The organism is Hymenobacter baengnokdamensis (genome assembly GCF_008728635.1).
Taxonomy (GTDB): Bacteria; Bacteroidota; Bacteroidia; order Cytophagales; family Hymenobacteraceae; genus Hymenobacter; species Hymenobacter baengnokdamensis.
On the sequence record NZ_CP044285.1, the window covers coordinates 2,951,860 to 2,977,050 of the forward strand.

At 59.6% G+C, this 25,191-nt stretch carries 21 protein-coding genes; 8 read left to right on the forward strand and 13 right to left on the reverse strand.

The annotated features are described in order from the left end of the window. Positions 1 to 35: 35 nt before the first annotated feature. The 5 genes from recN (at position 36) to F6X24_RS12660 (ending at position 8,202) form a co-directional block, all read left to right on the forward strand. Entirely contained in the window at positions 36 to 1,709 is a 1,674-nt protein-coding gene (gene recN, locus F6X24_RS12640) for a DNA repair protein RecN (protein WP_151088346.1), read from the forward strand. A 51-nt stretch (positions 1,710 to 1,760) separates the two neighbouring features. Next, positions 1,761 to 2,591 (forward strand): enoyl-ACP reductase FabI, encoded by an 831-nt coding sequence (locus F6X24_RS12645; RefSeq protein WP_151088347.1) that lies wholly within the window; start codon positions 1,761 to 1,763, stop codon positions 2,589 to 2,591. A gap of 354 nt (positions 2,592 to 2,945) precedes the next feature. Continuing rightward, the gene (locus F6X24_RS12650; RefSeq protein ID WP_151088348.1) at positions 2,946 to 4,541 is read left to right on the forward strand and encodes a M28 family metallopeptidase; all 1,596 of its coding nucleotides are present in this window, start codon (positions 2,946 to 2,948) and stop codon (positions 4,539 to 4,541) included. Positions 4,542 to 4,635: 94 nt separating this feature from the next. Then, on the forward strand, positions 4,636 to 5,691 hold the full coding sequence (locus F6X24_RS12655; RefSeq protein WP_151088349.1) for a potassium channel family protein: 1,056 nt from the start codon (positions 4,636 to 4,638) through the stop codon (positions 5,689 to 5,691). 294 nt (positions 5,692 to 5,985) lie between these two features. Continuing rightward, positions 5,986 to 8,202 carry a xanthine dehydrogenase family protein molybdopterin-binding subunit gene (locus tag F6X24_RS12660; RefSeq protein ID WP_151088350.1) on the forward strand — a complete coding sequence of 739 codons (2,217 nt, stop codon included), beginning with the start codon at positions 5,986 to 5,988 and terminating at the stop codon, positions 8,200 to 8,202. Here F6X24_RS12660 and F6X24_RS12665 read toward each other — a convergent pair. From F6X24_RS12665 to F6X24_RS12700, 8 genes are all read right to left on the reverse strand, one after another. Further along, a complete protein-coding gene (locus F6X24_RS12665; protein ID WP_151088351.1) occupies positions 8,199 to 8,666 on the reverse strand; it encodes a hypothetical protein in 468 nt (155 codons plus the stop codon). The two genes, F6X24_RS12660 and F6X24_RS12665, sit on opposite strands and share 4 nt — an antisense overlap. A 16-nt stretch (positions 8,667 to 8,682) precedes the next feature. Beyond that, complete coding sequence (locus F6X24_RS12670; protein ID WP_151088352.1) at positions 8,683 to 9,540, reverse strand: dienelactone hydrolase family protein; 858 nt, start codon at positions 9,538 to 9,540, stop codon at positions 8,683 to 8,685. Between the two features lie 41 nt (positions 9,541 to 9,581). Then, a complete protein-coding gene (locus F6X24_RS12675) occupies positions 9,582 to 10,403 on the reverse strand; it encodes an ABC transporter substrate-binding protein (RefSeq protein ID WP_229725078.1) in 822 nt (273 codons plus the stop codon). A 156-nt stretch (positions 10,404 to 10,559) separates the two neighbouring features. Beyond that, positions 10,560 to 11,630 (reverse strand): M42 family metallopeptidase, encoded by a 1,071-nt coding sequence (locus F6X24_RS12680; RefSeq protein WP_151088353.1) that lies wholly within the window; start codon positions 11,628 to 11,630, stop codon positions 10,560 to 10,562. 111 nt (positions 11,631 to 11,741) lie between these two features. Next, complete coding sequence (locus F6X24_RS12685; RefSeq protein WP_151088354.1) at positions 11,742 to 13,316, reverse strand: acyl-CoA carboxylase subunit beta; 1,575 nt, start codon at positions 13,314 to 13,316, stop codon at positions 11,742 to 11,744. 87 nt (positions 13,317 to 13,403) lie between these two features. Next, positions 13,404 to 14,072: a DNA-3-methyladenine glycosylase family protein gene (locus tag F6X24_RS12690; RefSeq protein ID WP_151088355.1), complete on the reverse strand. Its 669-nt coding sequence runs from the start codon at positions 14,070 to 14,072 to the stop codon at positions 13,404 to 13,406. Positions 14,073 to 14,293: 221 nt separating this feature from the next. Then, positions 14,294 to 15,550, reverse strand: coding sequence for a cation:proton antiporter (locus F6X24_RS12695; protein WP_151088356.1), 1,257 nt, complete (start codon positions 15,548 to 15,550; stop codon positions 14,294 to 14,296). A gap of 72 nt (positions 15,551 to 15,622) precedes the next feature. Further along, positions 15,623 to 16,675, reverse strand: a complete 1,053-nt coding sequence (locus F6X24_RS12700) for a threonine aldolase family protein (RefSeq protein WP_317132484.1) — start codon at positions 16,673 to 16,675, stop codon at positions 15,623 to 15,625. A gap of 85 nt (positions 16,676 to 16,760) precedes the next feature. Between F6X24_RS12700 and F6X24_RS12705 the strand changes: the two genes are divergently transcribed. Further along, positions 16,761 to 17,288, forward strand: coding sequence for a hypothetical protein (locus tag F6X24_RS12705; RefSeq protein WP_151088357.1), 528 nt, complete (start codon positions 16,761 to 16,763; stop codon positions 17,286 to 17,288). 54 nt (positions 17,289 to 17,342) lie between these two features. Here the strand turns inward: F6X24_RS12705 and F6X24_RS12710 are convergent, their stop codons facing one another. Beyond that, positions 17,343 to 17,867, reverse strand: a complete 525-nt coding sequence (locus F6X24_RS12710; protein ID WP_151088358.1) for a metallophosphoesterase family protein — start codon at positions 17,865 to 17,867, stop codon at positions 17,343 to 17,345. A gap of 140 nt (positions 17,868 to 18,007) precedes the next feature. Between F6X24_RS12710 and F6X24_RS12715 the strand changes: the two genes are divergently transcribed. Continuing rightward, positions 18,008 to 18,706 carry an NUDIX hydrolase gene (locus tag F6X24_RS12715; RefSeq protein WP_151088359.1) on the forward strand — a complete coding sequence of 233 codons (699 nt, stop codon included), beginning with the start codon at positions 18,008 to 18,010 and terminating at the stop codon, positions 18,704 to 18,706. 123 nt (positions 18,707 to 18,829) lie between these two features. Here F6X24_RS12715 and pckA read toward each other — a convergent pair whose 3' ends face one another. After that, positions 18,830 to 20,446 (reverse strand): phosphoenolpyruvate carboxykinase (ATP), encoded by a 1,617-nt coding sequence (gene pckA, locus F6X24_RS12720; protein ID WP_151088360.1) that lies wholly within the window; start codon positions 20,444 to 20,446, stop codon positions 18,830 to 18,832. Positions 20,447 to 20,805: 359 nt separating this feature from the next. Here pckA and F6X24_RS12725 point away from each other — a divergent pair, with 359 nt between their 5' ends. Continuing rightward, the gene (locus F6X24_RS12725) at positions 20,806 to 22,380 is read left to right on the forward strand and encodes a peptide MFS transporter (protein WP_151088361.1); all 1,575 of its coding nucleotides are present in this window, start codon (positions 20,806 to 20,808) and stop codon (positions 22,378 to 22,380) included. 149 nt (positions 22,381 to 22,529) lie between these two features. Here the strand turns inward: F6X24_RS12725 and groL are convergent, their stop codons facing one another. The 3 genes from groL to secG form a co-directional block, all read right to left on the reverse strand. Further along, positions 22,530 to 24,176, reverse strand: coding sequence for a chaperonin GroEL (groL, locus tag F6X24_RS12730; RefSeq protein ID WP_151088362.1), 1,647 nt, complete (start codon positions 24,174 to 24,176; stop codon positions 22,530 to 22,532). A gap of 127 nt (positions 24,177 to 24,303) precedes the next feature. Continuing rightward, positions 24,304 to 24,594, reverse strand: coding sequence for a co-chaperone GroES (gene groES / locus F6X24_RS12735; RefSeq protein ID WP_197487401.1), 291 nt, complete (start codon positions 24,592 to 24,594; stop codon positions 24,304 to 24,306). A gap of 222 nt (positions 24,595 to 24,816) precedes the next feature. Further along, positions 24,817 to 25,191, reverse strand: coding sequence for a preprotein translocase subunit SecG (secG, locus tag F6X24_RS12740; protein WP_151088363.1), 375 nt, complete (start codon positions 25,189 to 25,191; stop codon positions 24,817 to 24,819).

Here is a 25,191-nt window from a genome sequence, read left to right on the forward strand (position 1 = left end):
CTCGCAAGAACCGCCGATATTAAGGAGTCGAAGCAATGTTAGTCGATTTACGCATTCAGAATTACGCGCTCATTGAGCAGCTGGAGCTGCGGCCTTCGCCGCTGCTCAATATTATTACCGGTGAAACCGGGGCCGGCAAATCCATTATGCTCGGGGCCATCGGGCTGCTGCTGGGCAACCGGGCCGACTCGCGGATGCTCTTTAATACCGAGCGTAAGTGCGTGATTGAGGGGCAGTTTGATATCACAAACTATCAGCTTCAGGATATATTCGAGTCGGAAGACCTGGACTACGACACGCAGTGCATTCTGCGGCGCGAAATCAGCCCGTCGGGCAAGTCGCGGGCCTTCGTCAACGACACGCCCGTGACGCTGGACGCCCTGCGCAAGATAGGCGCCAACCTCATGGACATTCACTCGCAGCACGATACGCTGCTGCTGGGCGATGCCGTGTTTCAGCTCAACCTGCTCGACCTCTACGCCAACCTGGTGCCCACGCGCACGCAGTACGGCAACGCCTACCGCCAGTACCGTAAGCTCGAAACCGACCTCAAGGCCCTCGAAGACCAGTCGGTGCAGGCTAGTAAAGAACTGGATTACAACAGCTTTTTGCTGAATGAGCTGGAAGAGGCCGGCCTCGACAAAGAAGACCAGGACGCGCTGGAGCAGGAGGTAAAGCAGCTGGAACACGCCGAGGAAATCAAATACAAGCTCAGCCAGGCCCTGCACGGCCTGCGCGACAGCGAAACCTGCGCCACCGGCACCATGAAGGACGCCTCGACGCTGCTGGGGCAGGTGAGTGGCTACGCCGAGCAGTTTCGCGAGCTGCGCCAGCGCCTCGAAAGCTGCCTGATTGAGCTGCACGACATTGCCGACGAGGTAGAAACCGCCGAGCGCCGCACCGAGGGCGACCCCGCCCGCGCCGAGGAGTTGCAGGCCCGCCTTACGGTGCTCTACAACCTGCAGCGCAAGCACCAGCGCCGCGACGTGCCCGGCCTGCTCGAAACCCGCGAAACCCTGCGCCAGAAAGTAGGCTCGGTGCTGAACCTGGATAAGGAAATAACCCGCCTGCGCAAAGACTCGGATGCGGCCCTGAAGCAGGCGACCACCCAGGCGGCCCGGCTCTCGGAAAGCCGCCGCAAGGCATTTCCGAAGTTTGAGAAAGAGCTGAGCGCCCTGCTTGCTGACCTGGGTATGCCCCACGCCCGCATCGTGGTGGAGCACAAAACCGGCCCGCTGGCCGCCAGTGGCTCAGATATAGTAAATATCCTATTTACTGCCAACAAGGGCGCCCAGCCGCAAACCCTGAGCAAGGCCGCCTCGGGCGGCGAGTTTTCGCGCCTGATGCTGTGCATCAAGTACATGCTGGCCGATAAAACGGCCCTGCCCACGATAGTCTTCGACGAAATCGATACCGGCATCAGCGGCGAGATTGCCGTGAAGGTGGGCCGCATGATGCAGCAGATGGCCCATAAGCACCAGCTGGTGGCCATTTCGCACCTGCCCCAGATGGCGGCGGCCGGCGACACCCACTACTTCGTGTACAAGGAAGACCGCGCCGACCGCACCGTGAGCCGCATCCGCCAGCTTTCGCCCGAAGACCGTATCAAGGAAATCGCGCACATGATTGCCGGCGCCAAGCCCAGCGAAAACGCCCTGCAAAGCGCCCGCGAGCTGCTGGCGCTGCGCGGGGAGGCAGTGGCTGGGTAGGGGAGCAGCCGCACATTTCGTTACTTTTGTGCGCTAACCTGACTATTCCTCATGTCCAGTAACCTCCTCGCCGGCAAAGTCGGCATCATCTCCGGCGCCCTCAATTCCCAATCCATTGCCTGGAAAGTGGCCCAGAAGGCGCACGCCGAAGGTGCCCGCATCGTGCTCACCAACGCGCCGCTGGCCATGCGCATGGGCGAAATCAAGGTGCTGGCCGCCGAGATAGACGCGCCCATTATTCCGGCCGATGCTACTTCGGTAGAGGAGCTGGGCACGCTCTTTACCGAGGCGCAAGCCCATTTTGGCGGTAAAATCGACTTCCTGCTGCACTCGATTGGCATGAGCGCCAACATTCGCAAGAACAAGAGCTACGGCGACCTCGACTACAAATTCTTTCAGCAGACGCTCGATGTGTCGGCGCTCTCGCTGCACAAGATGCTGGCCGTGGCCGAAAAGCAGGATGCCTTCAACGAGTGGGGCAGCGTGGTGGCGCTCAGCTACATCGCCGCCCAGCGCGCCTTCCTCGACTACACCGATATGTCGCAGGCCAAGGCCGTGCTCGAAAGCATTGCCCGTAGCTACGGCCAGCGCCTGGGCCACCTCAAAAAGGTGCGCGTGAACACCATTTCGCAGTCGCCCACCAAAACCACGGCCGGCACCGGCATCAGCGGCTTCAACGCCTTTTACGAGTATGCCGACCGCATGGCCCCGCTCGGCAACGCGCCCGCCGAAGCCTGCGCCGACTACTGCGTATCGCTGTTTTCGGACCTCACGCGCTACGTGACCATGCAAAACCTGATGCACGACGGCGGCTTCAGCAGCACGGGCATCTCGGAGGCCATTGTGGACGCGATTACGAAAGCCACTGAGGCGGCTGAGTAAATATAGAGTTACTAAATAGCCCTGTTCCTGAATTAGGAACAAGGTAAAAGAACGTCCTGCTGAGCTGGCGTCCGCTAGTCGAAGCATCTCTACCGATTCATCTAACGACGCGGTAGAGATGCTTCGACTAGCGGACGCCAGCTCAGCAGGACGTTTATTTGTAAGCAAAGTATTTGAATATAATTATTTTTTTATAAATCTGTTCAATTTGCTGGCCAGGCTTTGTTATGTTAGCTGGGCAGAAGATTGCGAGCTTATCCGGCGGCACGGCCGGGCGGTGCGCAACGCCCGGCTAAAATCAGCGTCCCTTATTTTCCCGGAATATTTCATCCTGTTTCCTAACTTCTCTGGCTGATGCAAAAATTTCTACTCACGGTGGCCGCCGCCGGCCTGCTCGCTGCGCCCGCCCTGGCCCAATCGCCGGCCGGCACAAGCCAGTCTTCCGAAAAGCCCGATGCTGCTGCCCTGGCCAAAATCAAGGACGAGGGCCTGAACCGCTCGAAGGTGATGGAAACGGCCTTTTACCTCACCGACGTGTGCGGCCCGCGCCTGGCCGGCTCCGAGGGCCTGGCCCGCGCCAACGCCTGGGCCAAAAAGCGCCTTACCGACTACGGCCTGGCCAATGCCAACGTGGAAGCCTGGGGCGACTTTGGCCGGGGCTGGGACATCGACAAGAGCTACGTGGCCATGACGGCCCCGTATTACCACGCCATGATTGGCGTGCCCAAGGCCTGGACGCCCGGCACCAGCGGCAGCCTGCGCAAGCAGGTGGCTTATGTAAACGTAAAGGCCGAAGCCGACCTTGAGAAGTATAAAGGCCAGCTGCGCGATAAAATTGTGCTGCTGCCGGTGGCCACGCCGCCCCAGCCCAACTTCGAGCCCGATGCTAAGCGCCTCACCGTCGATGAGTTGCAGAAGATGGCCGACGCGCCGGCGGGTGGGGCCCCCACGGCCGCTAATCGCCCCGCCGAAGCTAACCCTGAGGCCCGCCGCGCTGCCATGCTCGCCGCCCGCGAGCTGCGCCAGAAGCTGGGCGATATGCTGCTGGCTGAGGGGGCGGCCGCCGTGCTCAGCCCCGGCCGGGGCTCCGATGGCACGGTGTTCACTACCAACGGCGCGCCCTACGCCGCCGATGCCAAGCCGGTGCTGCCCGAGCTGGAGATGTCGAGCGAAGACCAGCTGCGGCTGATTCGCCTCGTCGAAGCCGGCGTGCCGGTAGAAGTGGAAATGGAAACCAAAACCCATTTCCAGACCCAGGATTTGAAAGGCTATAACGTGGTGGCCGAAATCCCGGGAACCGATAAAAAGCTCAAAAGCGAAGTGGTCATGCTCGGCGGCCACCTCGACTCGTGGCACGCTGCCACCGGCGCCACCGACAATGCCGCCGGCTGCGCCGTGATGCTGGAGGCGGTGCGCATTCTGAAGGCTGCGGGCCTGAAGCCGCGCCGCACTATTCGCATTGCGCTCTGGGGTGAGGAGGAAGAAGGGCTGCACGGCTCGCGCAACTACGTCAAAAACCACTTTGCCGACCCCGCCACTATGCAGCTCAAGCCCGACCACGAGAAGCTGGCCGCGTACTTCAACCTCGATAACGGCGGCGGTAAAATTCGGGGCATCTACGCGCAAAGCAATGAGGCCGTCAAGCCCATCTTCACCGCCTGGCTTCAGCCTTTCGCCGACATGGGCGCCAATACCGTAACCCTGCGCAACACCGGCAGCACCGACCATATCTCCTTCGACGCCGTTGGCTTGCCGGGCTTCCAGTTTATCCAGGATGGCCTCGACTACTTTTCCCGTACCCACCACTCCAACGAGGATACTTACGACCGCCTCGTGCCCGACGACCTCAAGCAGGCTTCGGTGGTAGTGGCCTCCTTCGTGTACAACGCCGCCATGCGCGACCAGAAGCTGCCCCGTAAGCCGCTGCCCGCGGCCGTGAAGCCGCAGTAGCCAGCGCGCGAAACTGAAGAAATAAGCCCGAACTTTGTCGGGCTTATTTTTTTATCGTCTCCGGGGGTGTCGGAGACGGCCGGTATTCCCGCTTATGCTGCAACGCGTCCAGTTAACTCGTCTGAAATACGCCGCTGCCCTGACGCTGGCCAGCCTGGCCATTGGCCTGGCGGGGTTCATGGGCATCGAGCATTTCAACCTGGCCGACGCGTTCTACATGAGCGTGATTACCGTGGCGCCGGGCGGCTACGAGCAGCTGCGTCCGCTCTCGGAAGCCGGCCGCATCTTTGCCGGCGCCTACATCCTCTACAATCTGCTGGTCGTTGCCTACTTCGTGTCGGTAATCACGACGTTTATTTTTGACGGAGAGCTGCGCCGCTTATTCAATATGTACCGTATCGACCAGGAAATCAAGCGTTTCAGCGGCCACGTAATCATCTGCGGCTTTGGCAGCAACGGGCGTAAAGCCTACCAGCGGCTGGTGCTGAACAGCGTGCGCGTGGTTGTCATCGAGCTGAACGAGCAGCTGCTAAAAGAGCTGACGGAAGGCCGCAACGGCGTCGATGTGGACGGCGACGGCGTGGCCGGCGGCAAAATCTTCTCGGTGCTGGGCGATGCCACCATGGACCCCGTGCTGGAGCAGGCTGGGGTGGGGCGGGCCTCAGCCATCATCGCGGCGCTGCCCAACGACTCGGATAATATGTCGGTGGCGCTGTCGGCGCGGGCGCTCAACCCGCGACTCAACATCATTGCCCGCGCTTCGCATAAAGTGTCGGAGCGCAAGCTGATTGCGGCCGGCGCCAACTCGGTGGTAATGCCCGACGAGATTGGCGGCTCGCAGATGGCCGACCTGGTGGTGCGGCCCGAAGTAATCCGGTTTTTGGATATGATTTCGGGCCTGAGCGCCGACAAGCTGCGCCTCGAAGAGCTGAGCTATGAGCAGATGCGCCAGGATTTGCGCGGGCGCAGCATCCGCGAGCTGGATATCCGCTCGCTGACCGGCGCCACGGTTATCGGCCTGCGCCAGCACAACGGGGCCCTGCTCGTGAGTCCGGACGCGAATTATAACCTGGAGCCGGGCGACGTTATCCTGGTGCTGGGCAGCGAAACGCAGATTGAGGCCTTTGAAGTCCGGTTTCGGCAGCTGTAATTGTGTTGTTTAATTACCTGCTTCCAATTAAGCACTTCGGAAAATTAAAAATGAACGTCCTGCTGAGCTTGCCGAAGCATCACTACCGCTTCGCTGAACGATTCATACGGCGTGGTAGAGATGCTTCGGCAAGCTCAGCAGGACGTTCATTTCTTCGACTATAATGTATAGATTATAAATAGTTAGATATTTATAAATATTTAATTATTTATAATATATTCTCAGCCACCAGGTATGCTCAGGCGAACGCCCCGCCTGAAATAGCGTAGACGTAGCCCGCCTTTGCGTAAAACTATGGCTGCTACTCCTCAGATTGGGCAACCCCACCGCCGCGTCGACGGCCGTCAGAAAGTTACCGGCCAGGCCCGCTACGCCGCCGAGCACTTAGTGCCGGGATGCGTGCACGGGGTGCTGGTTACCAGCACTATCGCCGCCGGGCGCATCACGCACCTTGATACTGCCGAGGCGGCCAAGACACCCGGCGTACTGGCCATCGTGTCGCATTTGAACTCGCCCAAAGTGCCGGGCTACGAAAATCCGCAGCCCGATGAGCGCGTGGAGGGCCAGCAGTTTCGGGTGTTTTTCGACGCTGAAATTCACTACAGCAACCAGCCGGTAGCCCTGGTCATCGCGGGCACGCTGGAGCAGGCGCAGCACGCCGCCGCGCTGGTACGCGTGCAGTACGAGCACACCGCCCCGCAAACCGATATCACCAAAGGCTTAGCCAGCAGCTACAAGCCCAAAAAGGAGAAGGACTATACCCGCGGCCAGCCCCAGGCCTACAAAACGGCCCCGGTGCAGATAGCCCACGAGTACCAGACGCCGCTGCAAGTGCACAACCCGATGGAGATGCACGCCGCCATTGCCGAGTGGCAGGGCAACCAGCTCACGGTCTGGAATAAAACCCAGGCGCCGTCGCTGGCCCAGAAAGACCTGATGAAGCTCTGGGCCCTGCCCAAGGAAAGCGTGCAGGTGCATTCGCCGTTCGTGGGCGGGGCCTTTGGAGGCGCGTCGCGCATCTGGCCGCCCGAGATGGCCGCCATCATCGGTGCGAAGGTGGTGGGCCGCCCGGTGAAGGTGGTGAACCAGCGCGAGCAGGAATTCAATATGGTGGGCTACCGGCCGCGCTCGGTGCAGCGGGTAGCGCTGGGCGCGCAGGCCGATGGCACCCTGGTAGGCGTGTCGCACGAAGCCTTTGGGGCCACCTCACGCTACGAGCAGTTTACCGAGCGTATTCTGCACCCCACCAAGTCGGGCTACCGCTGCCCCAATGCCGAACTGACGTATCACCTTGTGCCGCTCGATATGAGCACGCCCGCCTGGGCACGCGGCCCCGGCGAGACCACCGGCTCGTTCGCCCTCGAATCGGCGATGGATGAGCTGGCCTACGCCCTGAAGATGGACCCGCTGGCGTTGCGCCTAAAGAACTTTGCCGAAGTAGACCCCGAGGGCGACAAGCCCTGGAGCAGCAACTACCTGCGCGAGTGCTACGCCCAGGGCGCCGAGAAATTCGGCTGGAATAAGCGCAACCCCACGCCCGGCGCCACCCGCGACGGCGACTGGCTGGTGGGGCAGGGCGTGGCGATGGGCATCTACCACGCCTCGCGGGCTAAGGCCAGCGCCCGCGCCCGCCTGCTCCCCGACGGCACCCTGCTGGTACAGAGCGCCACGGCCGACGTCGGCCCCGGCACGGCCACCGTCATGACCCAGATTGCGGCCGATGCCAGCGGCGTGGCCCCCGAAAATATCCGCTTCGAGCTGGGCGACGCGGCCTACCCCGAGGCGCCGGGCCAGTTTGGCTCGCACACCGTGGCCTCGGTAGGCGCGGCCGTGCACGACACCTGCGTAGAACTGAAGCAGCAGCTTATTAAGCTGGCGTTTAGTATGCCGGGCTCCCCCTTTGCCAAGGCTAAGCTAGCCGACCTGGTGGCCGATAGCGGCACCGTGTACCTGGCGGGCCACCCCGCTACCGGCCGCACGTATGGCGACGTGCTGCGCCAGGCCGGCCAGCCCGCGCTCGAAGTCATGCACGAGTCGCCCGAAGTGCCGGAGAAAGGGGAGAAGTCGGGCAAGTCGTTCTGCGCCACTTTCGTGGAGGTGCGCGTAAATGCCCACACCCGCGAGGTGCGTATGAGCCGCGTGGTATCGGCCATCGATGCGGGCCGCATTATGAACCACCAAACCGCCCGCAGTCAGGTGTACGGTGCCCTCACCTGGGCCATCGGGCTAGCGCTAATGGAAGACGCCGTGCTCGACCACCGCTTCGGCCGCATCACCAACCACGACCTGGCTAATTACCACGTGCCCGTCAATGCCGATATGCCGCTTGACATCGACGTGCTTTTCATCGACCAGCCCGATACCTACCTCGACCCGATGGGTGCCAAAGGGCTGGGCGAAATCGGTATTGTAGGCGTGAGCGCCGCCATTGCGAATGCGGTATTTCACGCTACTGGTACGCGGGTAAGAGAATTACCGATTACGCCGGATAAGCTACTAGGAATGGCTTAGTTGCTTGAGCAAGTGGCTGCCTTCCAATGCGCAATAGAATGTTCAAAAAAAGCGCTGACAACTAGTTTATTACCACCTACGTAAACTTGGAATTGACTACCATCTTTGCGAGTAATAACCATGTAAGAAATGTATGTCAGCGTCTTGTCTAAATAGGTAGTATCTATACGCGTAATATCCTTGTAGTAAGCAAAACTTAATTGGGTTTTCTGCTTATCATCATCCAGCCAATACTGAGCAATTCTTTCTGAGGTATAAAAATTGCCCGCGCCCGCCGCTTTATTCGGCGCATTTGAATAAAACTGGTAAATCTTCTCGCCAGGATTCAATAGGCCTAAGCGTTGCAGGCGTTGCGACGTTTTAGGGGATAATTGCTCTCCCTCATAGACTTTATTACAGCTAAAGAGGCAACCAGCAGCCGGTAGCGCCCATAACAAAGGGCTTACAATAAAATGCGCACGCATTGTAGCTGATAATTATTTACCCCAGCTTCTCCTTAAACAGCCGCAACGTGCGCTCCCAGGCCAGTTTAGCCGCCTCGGCATTGTAGCGAGCCGGTGAGGTATCGTTATTAAAGGCGTGGTTAACGCCTTCGTACACAAAGAGCTCGTAGGGAATGTGCGCGGCTTTCAGGGCCGCTTCGTAGGCCGGGATGCCGGCGTCGATGCGCTCATCCAGGCCGGCGTAGTGCAGCATCACGTTGGCTTTTATCTGGGGCACGTCTTCGGCCTTGGGCTGCTGGCCGTAGTAAGCCACGGCAGCGTTGAGCCTGGGGTCATGCACCGCCAGCTGGTTGGCTAGCCCGCCGCCCCAGCAGAAACCTACGCAGCCGGTGCGGCCGTTGCACTCAGGCCGGGCGCGCAGGTAGGTGAGGGCGGCGAGGTAATTATGGAGGTTTTTCTGCGGGTCGAGCTGCCCGATTAGCTCGCGGCCCTTGTCTTCATTGGTGGGCGTGCCGCCCGCCACCGACAGCGCATCGACGCCCAGCGCCAGGTAGCCCGCCTGCGCCACGCGGCGGGTTACATCCTTGATGTGCGGCGTGAGGCCCCGGTTTTCGTGGATTACGAGCACCGCGCCGCGCTTTTTCTTGGCTTTGGGGTGCACCAGGTACCCACTCACGGTGGCGCCGTCGCCGGGCCAGGTCACAGTTTCTTCCACCAAGTCTTCCGCCAGGGGCGAGATGGTGGCGGCCCGGGCATAGCCGGGCTCCAGCACCGAAAGGGCCGTGGTAGCCAGGGCCGCGCTGCCCGCCAGCACCACCAGACGGTCCAGAAATTCCTTGCGCGATAGTGGGCGGTGGGTGTACTCGTCGAAGAGGTTGATGATGCGCTGGTCCATAGGGCAGGGGAGGTTAGGAGCGCAAGGTATTGCGGCCCTGACTATTCCGGGATAGCCGGGTGGCGCAATTGCTGAAAATAAGCGGCCGAAAGGCGCAGCCGGCTCCCGTACCAGCTAAACAGCTCGCCATTTACCACCTGAATTTTTGCGGCTGGGCAAATCTCCTGAAACTCAGCCACGTGTTTTTCGCCAAACGGATACGGCTCCGATGATAGGAAAATATGCGCTGGCGCCACCCTAGCCAGCTGCTCGGGCGCGATTTCGGGGTAGCGGCCGAGGCCCGCAAACGCATTGCGAAAGCCTGCCCGCCGCAGCATATCGTCGATAAAGGTGCCGCTGGCCGCTACCATGTACGGCTTACGCCAGATAAAATACGCGGCCGACGCCAGGGGCGCAGTAGCCGCCAGGCGGAGCTTATCAAACGAGTGCTTGATTTCGGCGGCCAGCGGCTCGGCTAGGTGCAGCTTTCCCGTGAGGTCGCCCACGCGGCGTATCATATCGAGCGCGCCCGGCAAGTCGGCGATATCGCTCAGCCAAACCGGAAAGTGCTGCTCCAGGTGCGCAATGCCTTCCTGATAGTTTTCCTCCTTATTGCCAATAATTAAATCTGGCTGAGCCGCCTTGATTTTAGCGAAATCAAAATTCTTGGTGCCGCCGATTACGCTGGCCGAGTGGCGGGCAGATGGCGGGTAAATACAAAACTTGGTTACGCCTGCCACCTGCTTCTGTAATCCCAAGTCGAATAATAACTCGGTTTGGGAAGGCACCAGCGAAACAATCCGCAGCGGGGGGTAGGGATACTGTACCTCCCTGCCCATTTGGTCAACTACAGTGCGCAATCGCTGCTGCGAATTGTAAGCCATGCGAGTAACTAAAAACCGTCACTGGAATATTTAAACCAGCACGTCATGCTGAGCTTGCCGAAGCATCTCTACCGCGCCGCTAAGGTGTTGTTCGGTAGAGATGCTTCGGCAAGCTCAGCATGACGTGCGGTTAGGAACTATAAGCGCTAGTGGGAATTAGCTGAAATACCGGAAATCGTGGCCGTCCTCAATCCGCAGCAGTGTCTCGTAGATAAGGCGCGTCACGCTATCTACGTCGTCTTTGTGGACGGTTTCAACAGTAGTGTGCATATACTTGAGTGGCAGCGAGATAAGCGCCGACGCCACGCCCGAGCCCGAATATGCGAAGGCATCCGTATCGGTGCCGGTAGCGCGGGTAGCCGAAGCGCGCTGAAACGGAATGTCGGTCTCCCTGGCAGTGGTAATAATTAAATCGCGCAGATTATTCTGCACGGCCGGGCCGTAGGTAATGACCGGGCCTTTGCCACAGAAAATATCGCCGCTGGTTTTCTTCTCGTACATCGGCGACTGCGTGTCGTGGGTTACGTCGGTGATAATGGCCACGTCGGGATTGATGCGGTGGGCCACCATCTCGGCCCCGCGCAGGCCGATTTCCTCCTGCACCGCATTCACGATGTAGAGGCCGAAAGGCAGCTTTTTGCCGTTCTCTTTCAGCATCCGGGCTACTTCGGCAATCATGAAGCCGCCCACGCGGTTATCGAGGGCGCGGCCTACGTAGTACTTATCGTTGAGCACGGTAAACTCGTCCTCAAACGTTACCACGGAGCCGACGTGGATACCCATTTCCTCCACTTCATCGGCGCTGCTGGCGCCGCAGTCGAGGAAGATGGTTTCAATGGTGGGCGCTTTGTCCTGCTCCACCTTGCGCACGTGGATGGCCGGCCACCCAAACACGCCCTTTACCACGCCTTTTTCGCCGTAAATATTTACCCGCTTGCTCGGGGCCACCAGCGCATCGGAGCCGCCGTTGCGGCGCAGATACAGGTAGCCCTCCTTGGTGATATAATTCACGAAATACGATATCTCATCGGCGTGCGCCTCAATGACGACCTTGTATTTCGCGTCGGGATTAATCACGCCCACGACGGTACCGTAGGTATCGACAAAATAAGAGTCGATGTAGGGCTTAATGTACTCCAGCCACAATTTCTGGCCTTCTTTCTCAAAACCAGTGGGCGAGGAATTATTCAGATACTTCTCAAGAAAGGCAAAGGACTCGGGACGCATAGCTACTGATGAATTTAACGCAAAGTTTCGCGAAGTTGGGCGCGAAGTCTGGAAAAGCCGGCTCTACAAAGCTTCGCGCCAACTTCGCGAAACTTTGCGTTAAAGAAGAAATTACAGCGGAATGTTGCCGTGCTTTTTACGCGGCAGCGTGTCCACTTTATTTTCCAGCATCTTAAAGGCGCGAATTAATTTTTGCCGGGTTTGCGAGGGCATAATTACCTCGTCCACGAAGCCGCGGTGCGCGGCGCGGTAGGGCGTGGCAAATTTCTGCTGGTACTCGTCTACCTTTTCCTGGAGCTTGGCTTCGGGGTCTTCGGCCTGGGCGATTTCGCGCTTGAAGATGATTTCGGCCGCGCCCTTAGCGCCCATCACGGCAATTTCGGCGGTAGGCCAGGCAAAGTTGAGGTCGGCGCCGATGTGCTTGCTGTTCATTACGTCGTACGCGCCGCCGTAAGCCTTGCGGGTAATCACGGTGATGCGCGGCACGGTGGCCTCGCAGAAGGCGTAGAGCAGCTTGGCCCCGTTGGTGATGATGCCGCGCCACTCCTGGTCGGTGCCGGGCAGGAAGCCGGGCACGTCTTCGAGCACCAGCAGCGGGATATTAAACGAGTCGCAGAAGCGCACGAAGCGGGCCGCTTTGGTGCTGGCGTTGATGTCGAGCACGCCGGCCAGTACCGCCGGCTGGTTGCCCACGATGCCGATGCTGCGGCCGGCCAGCCTGGCAAAGCCCACCACGATGTTCTCGGCGAAGTTCTGGTGCACCTCCATAAAGGAGCCGGCATCAATCAGGCCCTCAATTACTTCGCGGATGTCGTAGGGCTGGTTGGCGTTGTCGGGGATGAGCGTATCGAGCGCCGGGCGGCTTTCGTCGCCTTGCGGCGAATAAGCCACGGCGGGCGCAGTTTCTTCGCAGTTTTGGGGCATGTAGCTCAGCAGCTGCTTGAGCTGCTGAATAATGACGACCTCGTTGGGCGCGGTGAAGTGCGTAACGCCGCTCTTGGCCGAGTGGGTGCTGGCCCCGCCCAGCTCCTCGCTGGTTACGTTTTCGTGGGTCACGGTCTTCACCACGTTGGGGCCGGTCACGAACATATAGCTCGTGTTTTCGACCATCAGAATGAAGTCGGTAATGGCCGGCGAGTACACCGCGCCGCCCGCGCACGGCCCCATAATGGCCGAGAGCTGCGGCACCACGCCGCTGGCCAGGGTATTCTTATAGAAGATATCGGCGTAGCCGCCCAGGCTCACCACGCCCTCCTGAATGCGGGCGCCGCCCGAGTCGTTGAGGCCAATCACCGGGGCGCCGTTCTTCATGGCCAGGTCCATGATTTTGACGATTTTTTCGGCGTGCGTCTCGCTCAGCGAGCCGCCAAATACCGTGAAATCCTGCGAGAAAACGTACACCAGGCGGCCGTGCACGGTGCCGTAGCCGGTCACGACGCCATCGCCGAGGTAATATTCCTTGTCGAGGCCAAAGTCTTTGGCACGGTGCATCACAAACTTGCCGATTTCCTCGAACGAGCCTTCATCAAGCAGCAGGTCAATGCGTTCGCGGGCGGTGAGCTTGCCTTTTTTGTGCTGGGCGTCGATGCGGGCCTGGCCGCCGCCGAGCAGGGCTTCCTGGTTTTTGGCGGCAAGCAGCTCGGTTTTGGAGAGGGTGGGGTGGGCGGCTACGTGGGGGTCGGCCATTGGGGAGAGCAGGGAGGTTTGGGGGTAATTCTAACGTAAACCCAAAGATAGGTTGAGGCAGCGCGGACTCGCAGAGTCCACGCTACTTTAGTCCCAGCCCAGGTCGGCGTTGATGGGCGGGGTGGGGTCAAGCGACTTCCACAGGTATTTGCAGGCCAGGGAGCGGTAGGGGCGCCAGGGCTCGGCCAGCAGCAGCATTTTCTTTTGCAGCGCCCGGCCGGTTTCTTCCAGGTTATACCATTTGCGCATGGCGTTTTGCAGGCCCAGGTCGCCTTCGCTGAACACGTCGGGCTGGTCGAGGGCAAACATTTGCAGCATCTGGGCCGTCCACCGGCCCACGCCTTTGATGGCGGTGAGGTGTTTGGTAAAGGCCTCCTCGTCGAGCTGGCTCAGGTGCTCGTAGTCGAGCAGGCCGCGCTCCTGGTAGTCGGCAATGGCTTTCAGGTAGCCGATTTTCTGACGGGAAAGGCCGGCCTCGCGCAGCTCGTCCTCCTCCCGGCGCAGCACCTCGCGCGGCTCGGGGTAGCCATCGGGCCTAAAAAGGGCCGTAAAGCGCCGCCAGATGGCCGCCGCTGCCTTGGTCGAAATCTGCTGGCTCACGATGGCGCGCAGCAGCGCCAGGTACAGGTCTTCGTGGGCGGCGGGGCGCACCGGGCCGGCCACGCGGGCAATAGCTTTTGATAAAATGGGGTCGGCCTGGTGTAAGTGGGCCAGCGCGGCGGCGTGCCAGTGGGGTTCGGGATGGGGGTTGGACATAAAAAACGGATAGTGTGCCGGTCTAGTAAAACCGTTAATCGTCCAGCATAGTGCCGGTCGGCTTAGCGCCAGCAAAAAGGATTACCGGGTTGAAAAGCTGCTTCGGTCGGATATTATAAATTAATTAACAAATATATAATAATTATATGAAATATATTCTTGTTTATCCTGAGCAACTTCATTATATCTCATCGCATTATTGTTCGATTGAAAGTCTAAAATTATTGCTCCTTGCCCACTCCCAGCCAGCGCACCAGTGGCCCAATCGTGAGCCCTTGGCCAATAATAGAAAATACCACTATCACGTAGGTAATGCCCACCAGTAGCTCGCGCGGCGCCGAAGCCGGCAAGCTCAGGGCCAGCGCCACCGATAGCCCGCCGCGCAGTCCACCCCAGGTTAGTACTGGCACGCTCCGCTGCGAAGGCGTGAACAAGCCGCTGCGCCGCAGCCCCACCAGCGGCAGCCATACCGAAAGCAGCCGCGCCACCAGCACCACCGCAATAGCCGCTACCCCTGCCCCAATGATTTGGCCTGTGATGGGCAGCACCAGCGCCTCCAGGCCCACCAGTACAAAAAGCACGGCGTTGAGCACCTCATCAACCAGCTCCCAGAACTTGTTCACGTAGTCCTGTGACGCATTGGATGGTACCGGGTCCAGGCGACTGAAATGGCCCACCAGCAGGCCCGCCACCACCATTGCCAGCGGCACCGAGGTGCGCAGGCAGTGAGCTAGCGCTGTGCCTCCGGCAACCAGGGCCAGCGTTATCAGCACCTCCACCTGGTAGTTATCAATACTGCGCAGCAGCCAGGCGGCCCCCAGTCCCAGCGCTATGCCCAGCGCCACGCCGCCCAGTGCTTCCTGCGCAAAAATGCGCAGCGCATGGCCGATGGTAACAGCCTGCGAGCCTGGCTGCGCCATTTCCAGCAGCACCACAAACAGCACCACGCCCACGCCGTCGTTGAACAGCGACTCACCCACAATCTTTATTTCCAGGTCTTTTTCAATGTTGGCTTTGGTCAGAATGCTGAGCACGGCCACGGGGTCGGTTGGCGAGATGAGTGCCCCAAACAGCAGGCAGTACAGCAGCGGCGTAGGCAGCCCCAGCCAGGGCAGCAGCCAATACATGGCCCCGCCCACCAGCGCCGTGCTTAGTGGGGTGCCAATAAGCGCCAGCGTGCCCACCGACCAGCGCAGCCGCCCCAGCCGCCGGGTATCGACGTGGATGGCGCCGGCGAACAGCAGGAAGCCCAGCATCACCTGCATCACCAGGGCGCTAAAATCGAGGGAGCCCACCACGCGGGCCAGTTCCAGCACCGGCTTCACGCCGAGCTGGGCCAGCCCTACCAGCGCCAGCGATACTCCCAGCCCCAGCACCATCAGCCCAATGGCGGGTGGCATCCTGAGGAAGCGGTAATTGAGGTAGGCAAAGCCAGCTGCCAGCACCAGCAGCAAGGACAACGCATTATATAAATCCATTCGAAATCTATAGGGGCCACCCGCTGGTAAGCAGGCAGCCCCCAATCGCTTGGTCAGTTCAGGAAGAAGGGCCTAGCCAGCCAGCCCCGGCAGCGCCGCGATAACCCGTTCCAGCATCTCCTGGCTTACGTCGAGGTGGGTCACAAAGCGTACCCAGCTCCCGCCAAAGCCGCTGGCCTTAATGCCCTGGCTTTCGAGGCGAGCCAGGAAATCAGCTACGGTCAGGCGGGTTTCATCGAGGCGGAAAATAACGAGGTTGGTTTCGGGCGCCAGGATTTCAGCCACGTAAGGCAGCGGGCGCAGCGCCTCCGCCAGCTGCGCGGCGCGGCGGTGGTCATCGGCCAAGCGGGCCACGTTGTTTTCCAGGGCATAGAGTCCGGCCGCTGCCAGGTAGCCCGCCTGCCGCCAGCCGCCCCCGAATAATTTGCGCAGCCGCTTGCAGCCGTTGATAAACTCCTGCGAGCCCAGCAGCACCGAGCCCACCGGGGCGCCCAGCCCCTTGCTCAGGCACACCGAGATGGAGTCGAACAGCTTGCCGTAGTCCTCGCTGCGCTGGCCGGTGGCCACCAGCGCGTTGAAGATACGCGCGCCGTCGAGGTGCAGGGCCAGCTTATTCTTTTTGGTAAATGCCGCGATTTCCTCCAAATCCGACCAGGCATAGCAGCTGCCGCCGCCTCGGTTGTGGGTATTTTCGAGGCACACCAGCCGGGTAGTAGGGTAGTGTACGTTGCCGGCCGGGCGCACGGCCCCGGCCACCTGGCTGGCCGTGAGGCGACCCCGGTTGCCGGGCAGCAGCGCTACCGAGGCGCGCGCGTGGTGCATAATGCCGCCCACTTCCCACAGGTACACGTGGGCCGTGGCTTCGCAGATAACCTCCGACACGGGCGCGCAGTGCGCCATGATAGCCAGCTGGTTAGTCATCGTGCCCGAGGGGCAGAACAAGCCGGCCCCCATGCCGAAGCGGGCGGCCAGGCTGGTTTCCAGCGCCCGTACGGTGGGGTCTTCGTCGTACACATCGTCGCCGACTGCGGCGGCCTGCATAGCGGCGAGCATGGCGGGGGTGGGGCGCGTCACGGTATCGGAGCGCAAATCGATAATCGGCAGGGGAGAAGGAGCTAAAGCCAAGGGATTAAGCAAAGGGTTTGGAATTCCAAAAGTAAAGCCTTATTTTTGCACCTCATTTGCCAGAACTCTCATTTCCCCGGAAATCATGTCCGTTACCCGTCTGAAGCGCAAGCACCGCAAAAACATTGCCCGTGCCAACAATGAAGTGCGCAAAATCAAGAACTTGCTGCGTACGCCCGTGCTGAAAAACGTGGACCTGGACGAGCTCAAATCACGCTTTGGCCAGGCTGCCCCAAACGTGGCTGCCCAAAGCGATGCTTCCGTGGCTAACAAAAACGATAAGGCGGCCGCGAAAGAGGAAGGCATCTTCAGCAAAGTGGCGCACGCTGCCTCCGCTGCTGCCGATAAAGTAAAGCACGTAGCCAGCGATGCCGTTGACGCCGTAGCGCACAGCAGCCTAGTGGAAAAGGCCACCGATGCCGTGCAGGAAGCTGCCCACAACCTCGTGGAAGGTGCCAAGCACGCGCTGGAAAGCAAAACCCCCGAAGAAAATCAGGCCACGGAAGCTAACCAGACCGGCGGCGAAGGGTTTGACGCTGCCGAGGCTGAAACCAAGCCGGTGAACAACGACGGCCAGGAAGGCGAGCACCCGAAGCCCGAAATCGCGCTGTAGGCTGCTGCTGACTACGTAAGAAAAAGGCGTCCGGCTCTGTGGCCGGACGCCTTTTTAGCGTACGCCCGTGTCTGCCATTGCCGTGCGCGGGCCCAGTTCGATGGCCTGCATCTCTACTACCTTACCCCGGTCGATGCCGAAGCGCAGCATCGTGCGCACCTTATGAAAGCCGTGCCGACCCGCCGCGCCGGGGTTGAGCGCCAATAGATTCAGCTTAGGGTCGGGCATTACGCGCAGAATATGCGAGTGGCCGCATACGAATAGCCCCGGCCGCGCCTGAGCCAGCAGCTGCCGCGCGGCCGGGGCATAGTGCCCAGGGTAACCCCCAATGTGCGTCATGAGCACCCGCAGGCCCTCTACCGCGAAGTCCTGCACCAGCGGCTCGGTGCAGCGCACGTCGGTGCCGTCGATGTTGCCATACACGCCCCGAAATACCGGCGCCAGGCCCGCTAGCTGCACTACCAGCTCTGAGGAGCCAAAGTCGCCGGCGTGCCATATCTCGTTGGCACCGCGCAGGTGGTGCGCCAGGCGCTCGTCGAAATAGCCGTGGGTATCGGAGAGGAGGGCGATGCGCGTCATAGCGGCGGCAAAGATGCAACGCCGCCAGCTAGTGTGGCAAAAAACCGGCGGCCCCGTATCTTGCGGCGCTACCAGCCGTATGCTCCAGGTAGTGCAAGGGGATAATTCCATTGCAGACTCTTTTCTTTTCGAAATTTCCGATGAACGTTTTCATCAACGATGTGCCGCTGATTATTAAAAAGCTCAGCGACAAGGTGTACAAGCATAAATACGACCTCGTGCTTGCGGCCGATGAGGATTTTACCAGCAAGGATTTGGTGGGCGATGTGCTGGTGCGCGATGCCACGCCGGCCTTTCTCGACCGCCTGTTGCGGCTGATGGAAGTGAAAAAGCTGAAAAAGCTGGATTCGCTCACCATGCTGGCCCGCAAAAAGAAGAATCTTATTCTGCATCTTAAAGACCAGTTTAAGATTGCCAAGGCCGCCGGTGGCCTCGTAGTCAAAGACGGGCAGGTGCTCATGATTTATCGCCTCGGTAAATGGGACCTGCCCAAAGGGAAGCTCAAAAGTGAGGAGGATGTGGCCCTCGGTGCCATCCGTGAGGTAGAGGAAGAGTGCAATATCAAGGTGGAGCTGGGCGAAAAGCTGCCCAGCACCTGGCACTCGTATGCGTACAAAGGCAATAAAATGCTGAAGAAAACGAGCTGGTACGTAATGAAATGCCTCGACGACTCGGTAATGCGGCCTCAAACGGAGGAATACATTGAGGAAGTGCGCTGGATGTCGCCCCAGGATGCCCTGGCTCGCCTCGAAGAGTCGTACGCCTCCATTACCCTGGTCGTGCAGCACTACCTGAGTGAGCTGGCTGGCAAGCCTGCCAAAGCCACCTCCGAGAAATAGCCTGGGTTAGAACTCTTCCTGGAAGAGCTCTAAGACCGGAACTAATTGGCCTACTGCCATATCTCACTAAAAAAGGCTCCGCCGGCAATTGCCAGCGGAGCCTTTTTTAGCTACTTACCCCAGCTAAGCTACTACTGCAGCTTTGGGCGCGCCGGCCATAATCTCGGCATTGGCAAAGTCGGCGTATTTCTCAAAGTTTTTTATGAACTTGTCGGCCAGCTCCGAGGCGGTTTGGTCGTAGGCCTCTTTATCGGCCCAGGTATTGCGCGGGTCCAGTATCTCGCTGGGTACGCCGGGCACGGCCCCGGGCACTTCCACCCCAAAAATGGGGTGCTTCTTGAAGTTCACCTCGTTAAGCACCCCGCCGAGGGCGGCCGTAATCATGGTCCGGGTGTAGCCCAGCTTCATGCGGTGGCCTACGCCGTAGCTGCCGCCGGTCCAGCCCGTATTCACCAGCCACACGTTGATATCGGGATGCTCGTCCATTTTCTGGCCCAGCATCTCGGCGTACCTGGTAGGGTGCAGCGGTAGAAATACCTGCCCAAAGCAGGCCGAGAACGTAGTCTGAGGCTCCGTGACGCCCATTTCGGTGCCGGCTACCTTTGCCGTGTAGCCCGACATAAAGTGGTACATGGCGTGGCTCTTATTGAGCTTGCTGATGGGCGGCAGTACCCCAAACGCATCCGCCGTAAGGAAGAAGATATTCTTCGGAGAGCTGCCTACTGAAGGCTCTACACAGTTGGGAATGAAATGGATAGGGTAGGCCGTGCGCGTGTTCTCCGTTACCGACTTATTGGCGTAGTCTACCGTGTGCGTGCCAGGCAGGAAGCGCGTATTTTCCACGATGGAGCCGAAGCGGATGGCATCCCAGATTTCGGGCTCCTTGGCGCGGCTCAGGTCGATAACCTTGGCGTAGCAGCCGCCCTCGAAGTTGAAAATGCCGGCCTCGGGCGTCCAGCCGTGCTCGTCGTCGCCGATAAGTCCCCGGTTCGGGTCGGCCGAAAGCGTCGTTTTGCCAGTGCCCGAGAGGCCAAAGAAAATAGCCGTGTCGCCGTCGGGGCCCACATTGGCCGAGCAGTGCATGGCCAGCGTGTTGTGCTCGTGGGGCAACAGATAATTCAATACGCCGAATATGCCTTTTTTCATTTCGCCGGCATAGCCCGTGCCGCCGATGAGAATCATCTTGCGGGTGAAGTCGATGATGGCGAAGTTTTTCTGGCGGGTGCCATCCACGGCCGGGTCGGCCTCAAAGCCGGGGGCACAAATGATGCTGAAGTCGGGCGTCCACGACGTGTCGGCATCAGCCGCCGGCCGCAGAAACATGTTGTAGCAGAAGAGGTTGTGCCAGGCCAGCTCATTTACTACGCGCAGCTTAAGCTGATAGTCAGGATTGGCCCCGGCGTAGGCTTCACGCACAAATACTTCCTTGTCGGCGAGGTAAGCCACCATTTTCTGGTGCAGCTGCTCAAAGCGGGCGGGGTCGAAGGCGATGTTGATGTCGCCCCACCACACGCTGTCGGCGGTGTTGGCATCCTTTACCACAAACCGGTCTTTGGGCGAGCGGCCCGTAAACTGGCCAGTGTCGGCCATCAGCGCGCCGGTATCAGTAAGCGTGCCTTCCTGGCGGCGCAGCGCGTGCTCCACCAGCGCGGCGGGAGTAAGGTTGAGATGGGCCTGGGCCGGAGCCTGCACAAAACCTAAGGGGGCCAGGCGGGCAGCGACTGCTTTTTGGTCAGCCATGAAACAGAGAAACAAAAAGTGGGTGGGAACAGTGTGGAATGGTACTACAAATGTACAAGGCCTCCGGCGAATTTTCGCTGCAATCGTTTGCAGCTGGCCGGGTCCGGCCAGCTTTTAAGCTCAAAAACTGGTCTGACTTAAAAGGGAAAACGATTTTTAGGCATTTGTGCCTACCCGCACTATCCGCCAAAACCTATTGAGCTCGTGCACCTGGGCGGCGGTATAACATAGTAAATTTACTATGTTATACCGCCGCCTTTGCTCCTCATTACCCAAAAGTTTTCTTAGCTTTACCCACCCCCCGCCCAGTGTGGAAAGGGCATTTACGTTTCTTTCTCTTTTACCTCTTCGTTCTCTGCATGCAACCTGCTACCGCCAGCCTGCGCCCGCAACCGCCCCAAACGGCCTCGGGCAGCCACCCGCGCGGCCTCTACCTCCTGTTTGCCACCGAAATGTGGGAGCGTTTCAGCTACTACGGCATGCGTGCCGTGCTGGTGCTGTTTCTCACCAAGGCCATGATGATGGACAAGGCGTTCGCGTCGAAGTTCTATGGTGGCTACACCAGCCTGGTTTACCTCACGCCGCTCATCGGGGGCTTTATCTCGGACCGCTACTGGGGCAACCGGCGCTCCATAACGGTGGGCGGCCTGATGATGGCGATTGGGCAGTTTACGCTGTTTTTCTCGGCCAGCAACTACGGGCCTGCCAGCACGCATCAGCTTAGCCACTGGCTGCTGTACGCTGGCCTGGGCACCATGATTGTGGGCAATGGCTTCTTTAAGCCTAATATCTCCAGCATGGTAGGCTCGCTCTATTCGCCCACCGATACCCGCAAGGATGCGGCCTACACCATCTTCTACATGGGCATCAACCTGGGTTCGTTCATCGGCAATACTATTACCAGCCTGGTAGGCGATACGGGGCACCCCGGCGACTTCCGCTGGGCCTTCCTGGCCTGCGGTATTGCCATGCTGCTCGGTACCGCCGTTTTCAATTGGGGCAAAGGCAAATACCTGCATACGCCCGAAGGCGAGCAAGTTGGCCTCACGCCGGTTAACTCGGGTGGGGTGAAGGGAATTTATGCGTTGCTGCCGGTGCTACTGGCGCTGGTGCTGGGCATTCTATGGCTTGATACCGCCATGTTCCCGACTATTGCCCCGCTGCTCGGCATTGCCCTTGTGGCAATTATCTTCATGATATTCAGCGATAAATCGCTCAGTGGAGCCGATGTGCAGGGCATCATGGTCATTTTTATCGTGTCATTCTTCGTGGTGTTTTTCTGGGCAGCCTTTGAGCAGGCGCCGGCCTCGCTCACGTTCTTTGCCGATGAGCAGATGAACCGGACCATCTTCGGTGTTACCCTGCCGGCTAGTATATTTCAAAACCTGAATGCTATTTTCGTCGTGGCCGGCGCGCCGCTCATGGCGATGGTTTGGGTTGCGCTGGGCAAGCGCGGCGCCGAGCCGGCCTCGCCCGTCAAAATGGCAATGGGCCTGGCCTTGCTGGCCGCTGGCTACCTGGTAATGTGCTTCGGGGTGCACAACCTCCAGCCCGGCGTGAAGGTGAGCATGTTCTTTCTGGTGATGCTCTACTTCCTGCACTCGGCCGGCGAGCTGTGCCTGTCGCCCATCGGCCTGTCACTGGTCAATAAGCTGGCCCCGGTCAAGTTTGCCTCCCTGCTGATGGCCGTCTGGTTTCTGGCCAATGCCGCCGCCAACTACCTGGCCGGCTACATGAGCAGCCTCTACCCAGACCCCAAATCGACCGCCCCCGCGCCGTCGGTGCTGGGCTTTCACATCACCAACCTCTACGACTTTTTTATGGTATTCGTGGTGTCGGCTTCGGTTGCGGCAGCCATTCTCTTCCTGCTCAGCGGCCGTCTGGCCAAGATGATGGACGCCCGCAATTATCCGGCGCCTGCTCCTGCGGTGTAGGTCAAAGCCAACCGTCCACCAAAAAGCCCCGCCGGACCAACGTCCGGCGGGGCTTTTTCAATCATTCAAACGAACAAACCAAACCCGAAAGTCAGCCCGCGCAGCGGGCGTATCCGCGAAATCAGTTAAATCCGTTTAATCTGCGGTGCTTACATCATGCCGCCCATGCCACCCATACCGCCCATACCACCGTCGCCGTGGCCACCAGCAGCTTCTTTAGGCTCGGGCTCATCCGAGATAACGGCTTCGGTCGTCAGCAGCAGGCCGGCGATGGAAGCAGCGTTCTCGAGCGCCAGGCGGGTTACTTTGGTCGGGTCGATGATACCAGCGGCCGTCAGATTTTCGTAGCGGTCCTCGCGGGCGTTGTAGCCAAAGTCGCCTTTACCATCGCGCACCTTCTGCACCACTACCGAGCCTTCGCCACCGGCGTTCTGCACAATGGTGCGCAGGGGAGCTTCCAGAGCCGTACGGATGATGTTGACACCCGTGCGCTCGTCGCCGTTCAGGGTCGTCACGGCGTCGAGCGCCTCAATGGCGCGCACCAGAGCCACGCCACCGCCGGGCACCACGCCTTCCTCAACGGCGGCGCGGGTTGCGTGCAGGGCATCGTCTACGCGGTCTTTCTTTTCCTTCATTTCTACCTCGGTGCTGGCACCGATGTAGAGAATAGCCACGCCACCGCTCAGCTTGGCCAGGCGCTCTTGCAGCTTCTCCTTGTCATAGTCTGAAGTAGTAGTTTCCATCTGGGCCTTAATCTGGTTCACGCGCGACGTGATATCCTCTTTCTGGCCTTTACCATTGACAATCGTGGTGTTGTCTTTGTCGATGATGATTTTCTCCGCCGTGCCGAGGTAGTCCAGGGTAGCGTTCTCCAGCTTGTAGCCGCGCTCTTCCGAAATTACCGTACCGCCCGTGAGGGTGGCGATGTCTTCGAGCATAGCCTTGCGGCGGTCGCCGAAGCCGGGAGCCTTCACGGCCGCGATTTTCAGCGAGCCGCGCAGCTTGTTTACTACCAGCGTAGCCAGGGCCTCGCCATCCACGTCTTCTGAGATAATCAGCAGCGGCTTGCCAGTCTGCAGCACCTGCTCCAGCACGGGCAGCAGCTCCTTCATGGTGCTGACCTTCTTGTCGTAGATGAGGATGTAGGGGTTCTCGAACTCCGTCTCCATTTTCTCGGGATTGGTCACGAAGTAGGGCGAGAGGTAGCCGCGGTCGAACTGCATGCCCTCTACCGTTTTTACTTCGGTCTCGGTGCCGCGAGCTTCTTCTACCGTGATAACACCTTCTTTACCAACCTTATCCATCGCGTCGGCAATCATCTTGCCGATTTCGGCGTCGTTGTTGGCCGAGATGGTACCCACCTGCGCGATTTCGGCGCTGTTGGCAATCGGCTTCGACTGAGCCTTCAGGTTAGCCACTACGGCCTGCACGGCCTTGTCGATACCGCGCTTGAGGTCCATCGGGTTAGCACCGGCGGCCACGTTCTTCGAGCCGGCCGTGTAGATGGCCTGGGCCAGTACGGTAGCCGTGGTGGTGCCGTCGCCGGCCTGGTCGGCCGTTTTCGAGGCTACTTCCTTCACCAGCTGGGCGCCCATGTTCTCGATGGGGTCGCGCAGCTCGATTTCTTTGGCTACGGTTACGCCGTCCTTGGTAATGGAAGGCGCACCGAACTTCTTGTCGATGATAACGTTGCGGCCTTTAGGCCCGAGCGTTACTTTAACGGCGTTCGCCAGTTTATCCACACCGCGCTTCAAGCGGTCGCGGCCTTCGGTGTCAAATTGAATGTTCTTAGCCATTACGTGGTTAAGTGATAGGTTAATAAGATGTTAAGCTTTGAAATGTGATAAATGGGCTGCTGTGCAAAATGTAAGAGTTAGTAAAAACCGTACATCTTTCTACTTAGCCACATTTGGCACCTTAACTTTAAAGAACGGCCAGAATGTCCTTCTCCTGCATGATGAGGTAGTCCTCGCCGTCCAGGGTGATTTCGGTGCCGGTCCACTTGCCGTACAATACCTGGTCGCCGGTTTTCACCTGGGGCTTGATGAGGCTGCCGCTGTCGGCAGTGCGACCTTCGCCTACGGCTACTACTTCGCCACGCTGGGGCTTCTCCTTGGCAGTATCGGGAATGATGATGCCAGACTTGGTGGTGGCTTCGGCGGCGGCGGCTTTAATGACCACGCGGTCGGCCAGCGGTTTAATGCTCAGTGCCATTGGTTGAAAGGGGAAATGGATGTTTTGGATAAATAAGAAGTCGGAACTTCTGCTGCGGCGATTGACACGAAATGTGCCAACCGCCCAAACCTGACAGAATGTGCGCCACAACTAGCCGGATTGGCAGACCAAGGCGGCCAACACCCCGCCGACCAAGCAAAAAGCCAGTGGCTCCGTCGGAACGGGGCCACTGGCTTTTTGCTTGAATATAGAAAAAGAGGCTTATTTAGCCGGCTGTGGGGCCGTTATCGGCGCGGCCGGCTGCTGGGTGGCCGGGGCTGCTGCACCAGGGGCCGGGGCAGCCGGGGCTACCGGCACAACTGCTTTCTTGGCAGCCTGCTGGTTGACGCTCTGGATAGGGCCGTTGCTGCCGCCGCCAACCATGTGGGTAGCCAGCGATAATACAATCAGGCCCACGGCGAAGCCCCAGGTTAGCTTTTCCAGCAAGTCACCGGTACGCTTAACGCCCATGAGGTTGGCGGTGCCGCTCGCACCAAACTGGCTGCTAAGGCCGCCGCCCTGAGGATTTTGGGCTAACACTACCAAGGCCAGTAGGAAGCACACGAGCAGAATGAAAATGACTAACGCGAGGTACAT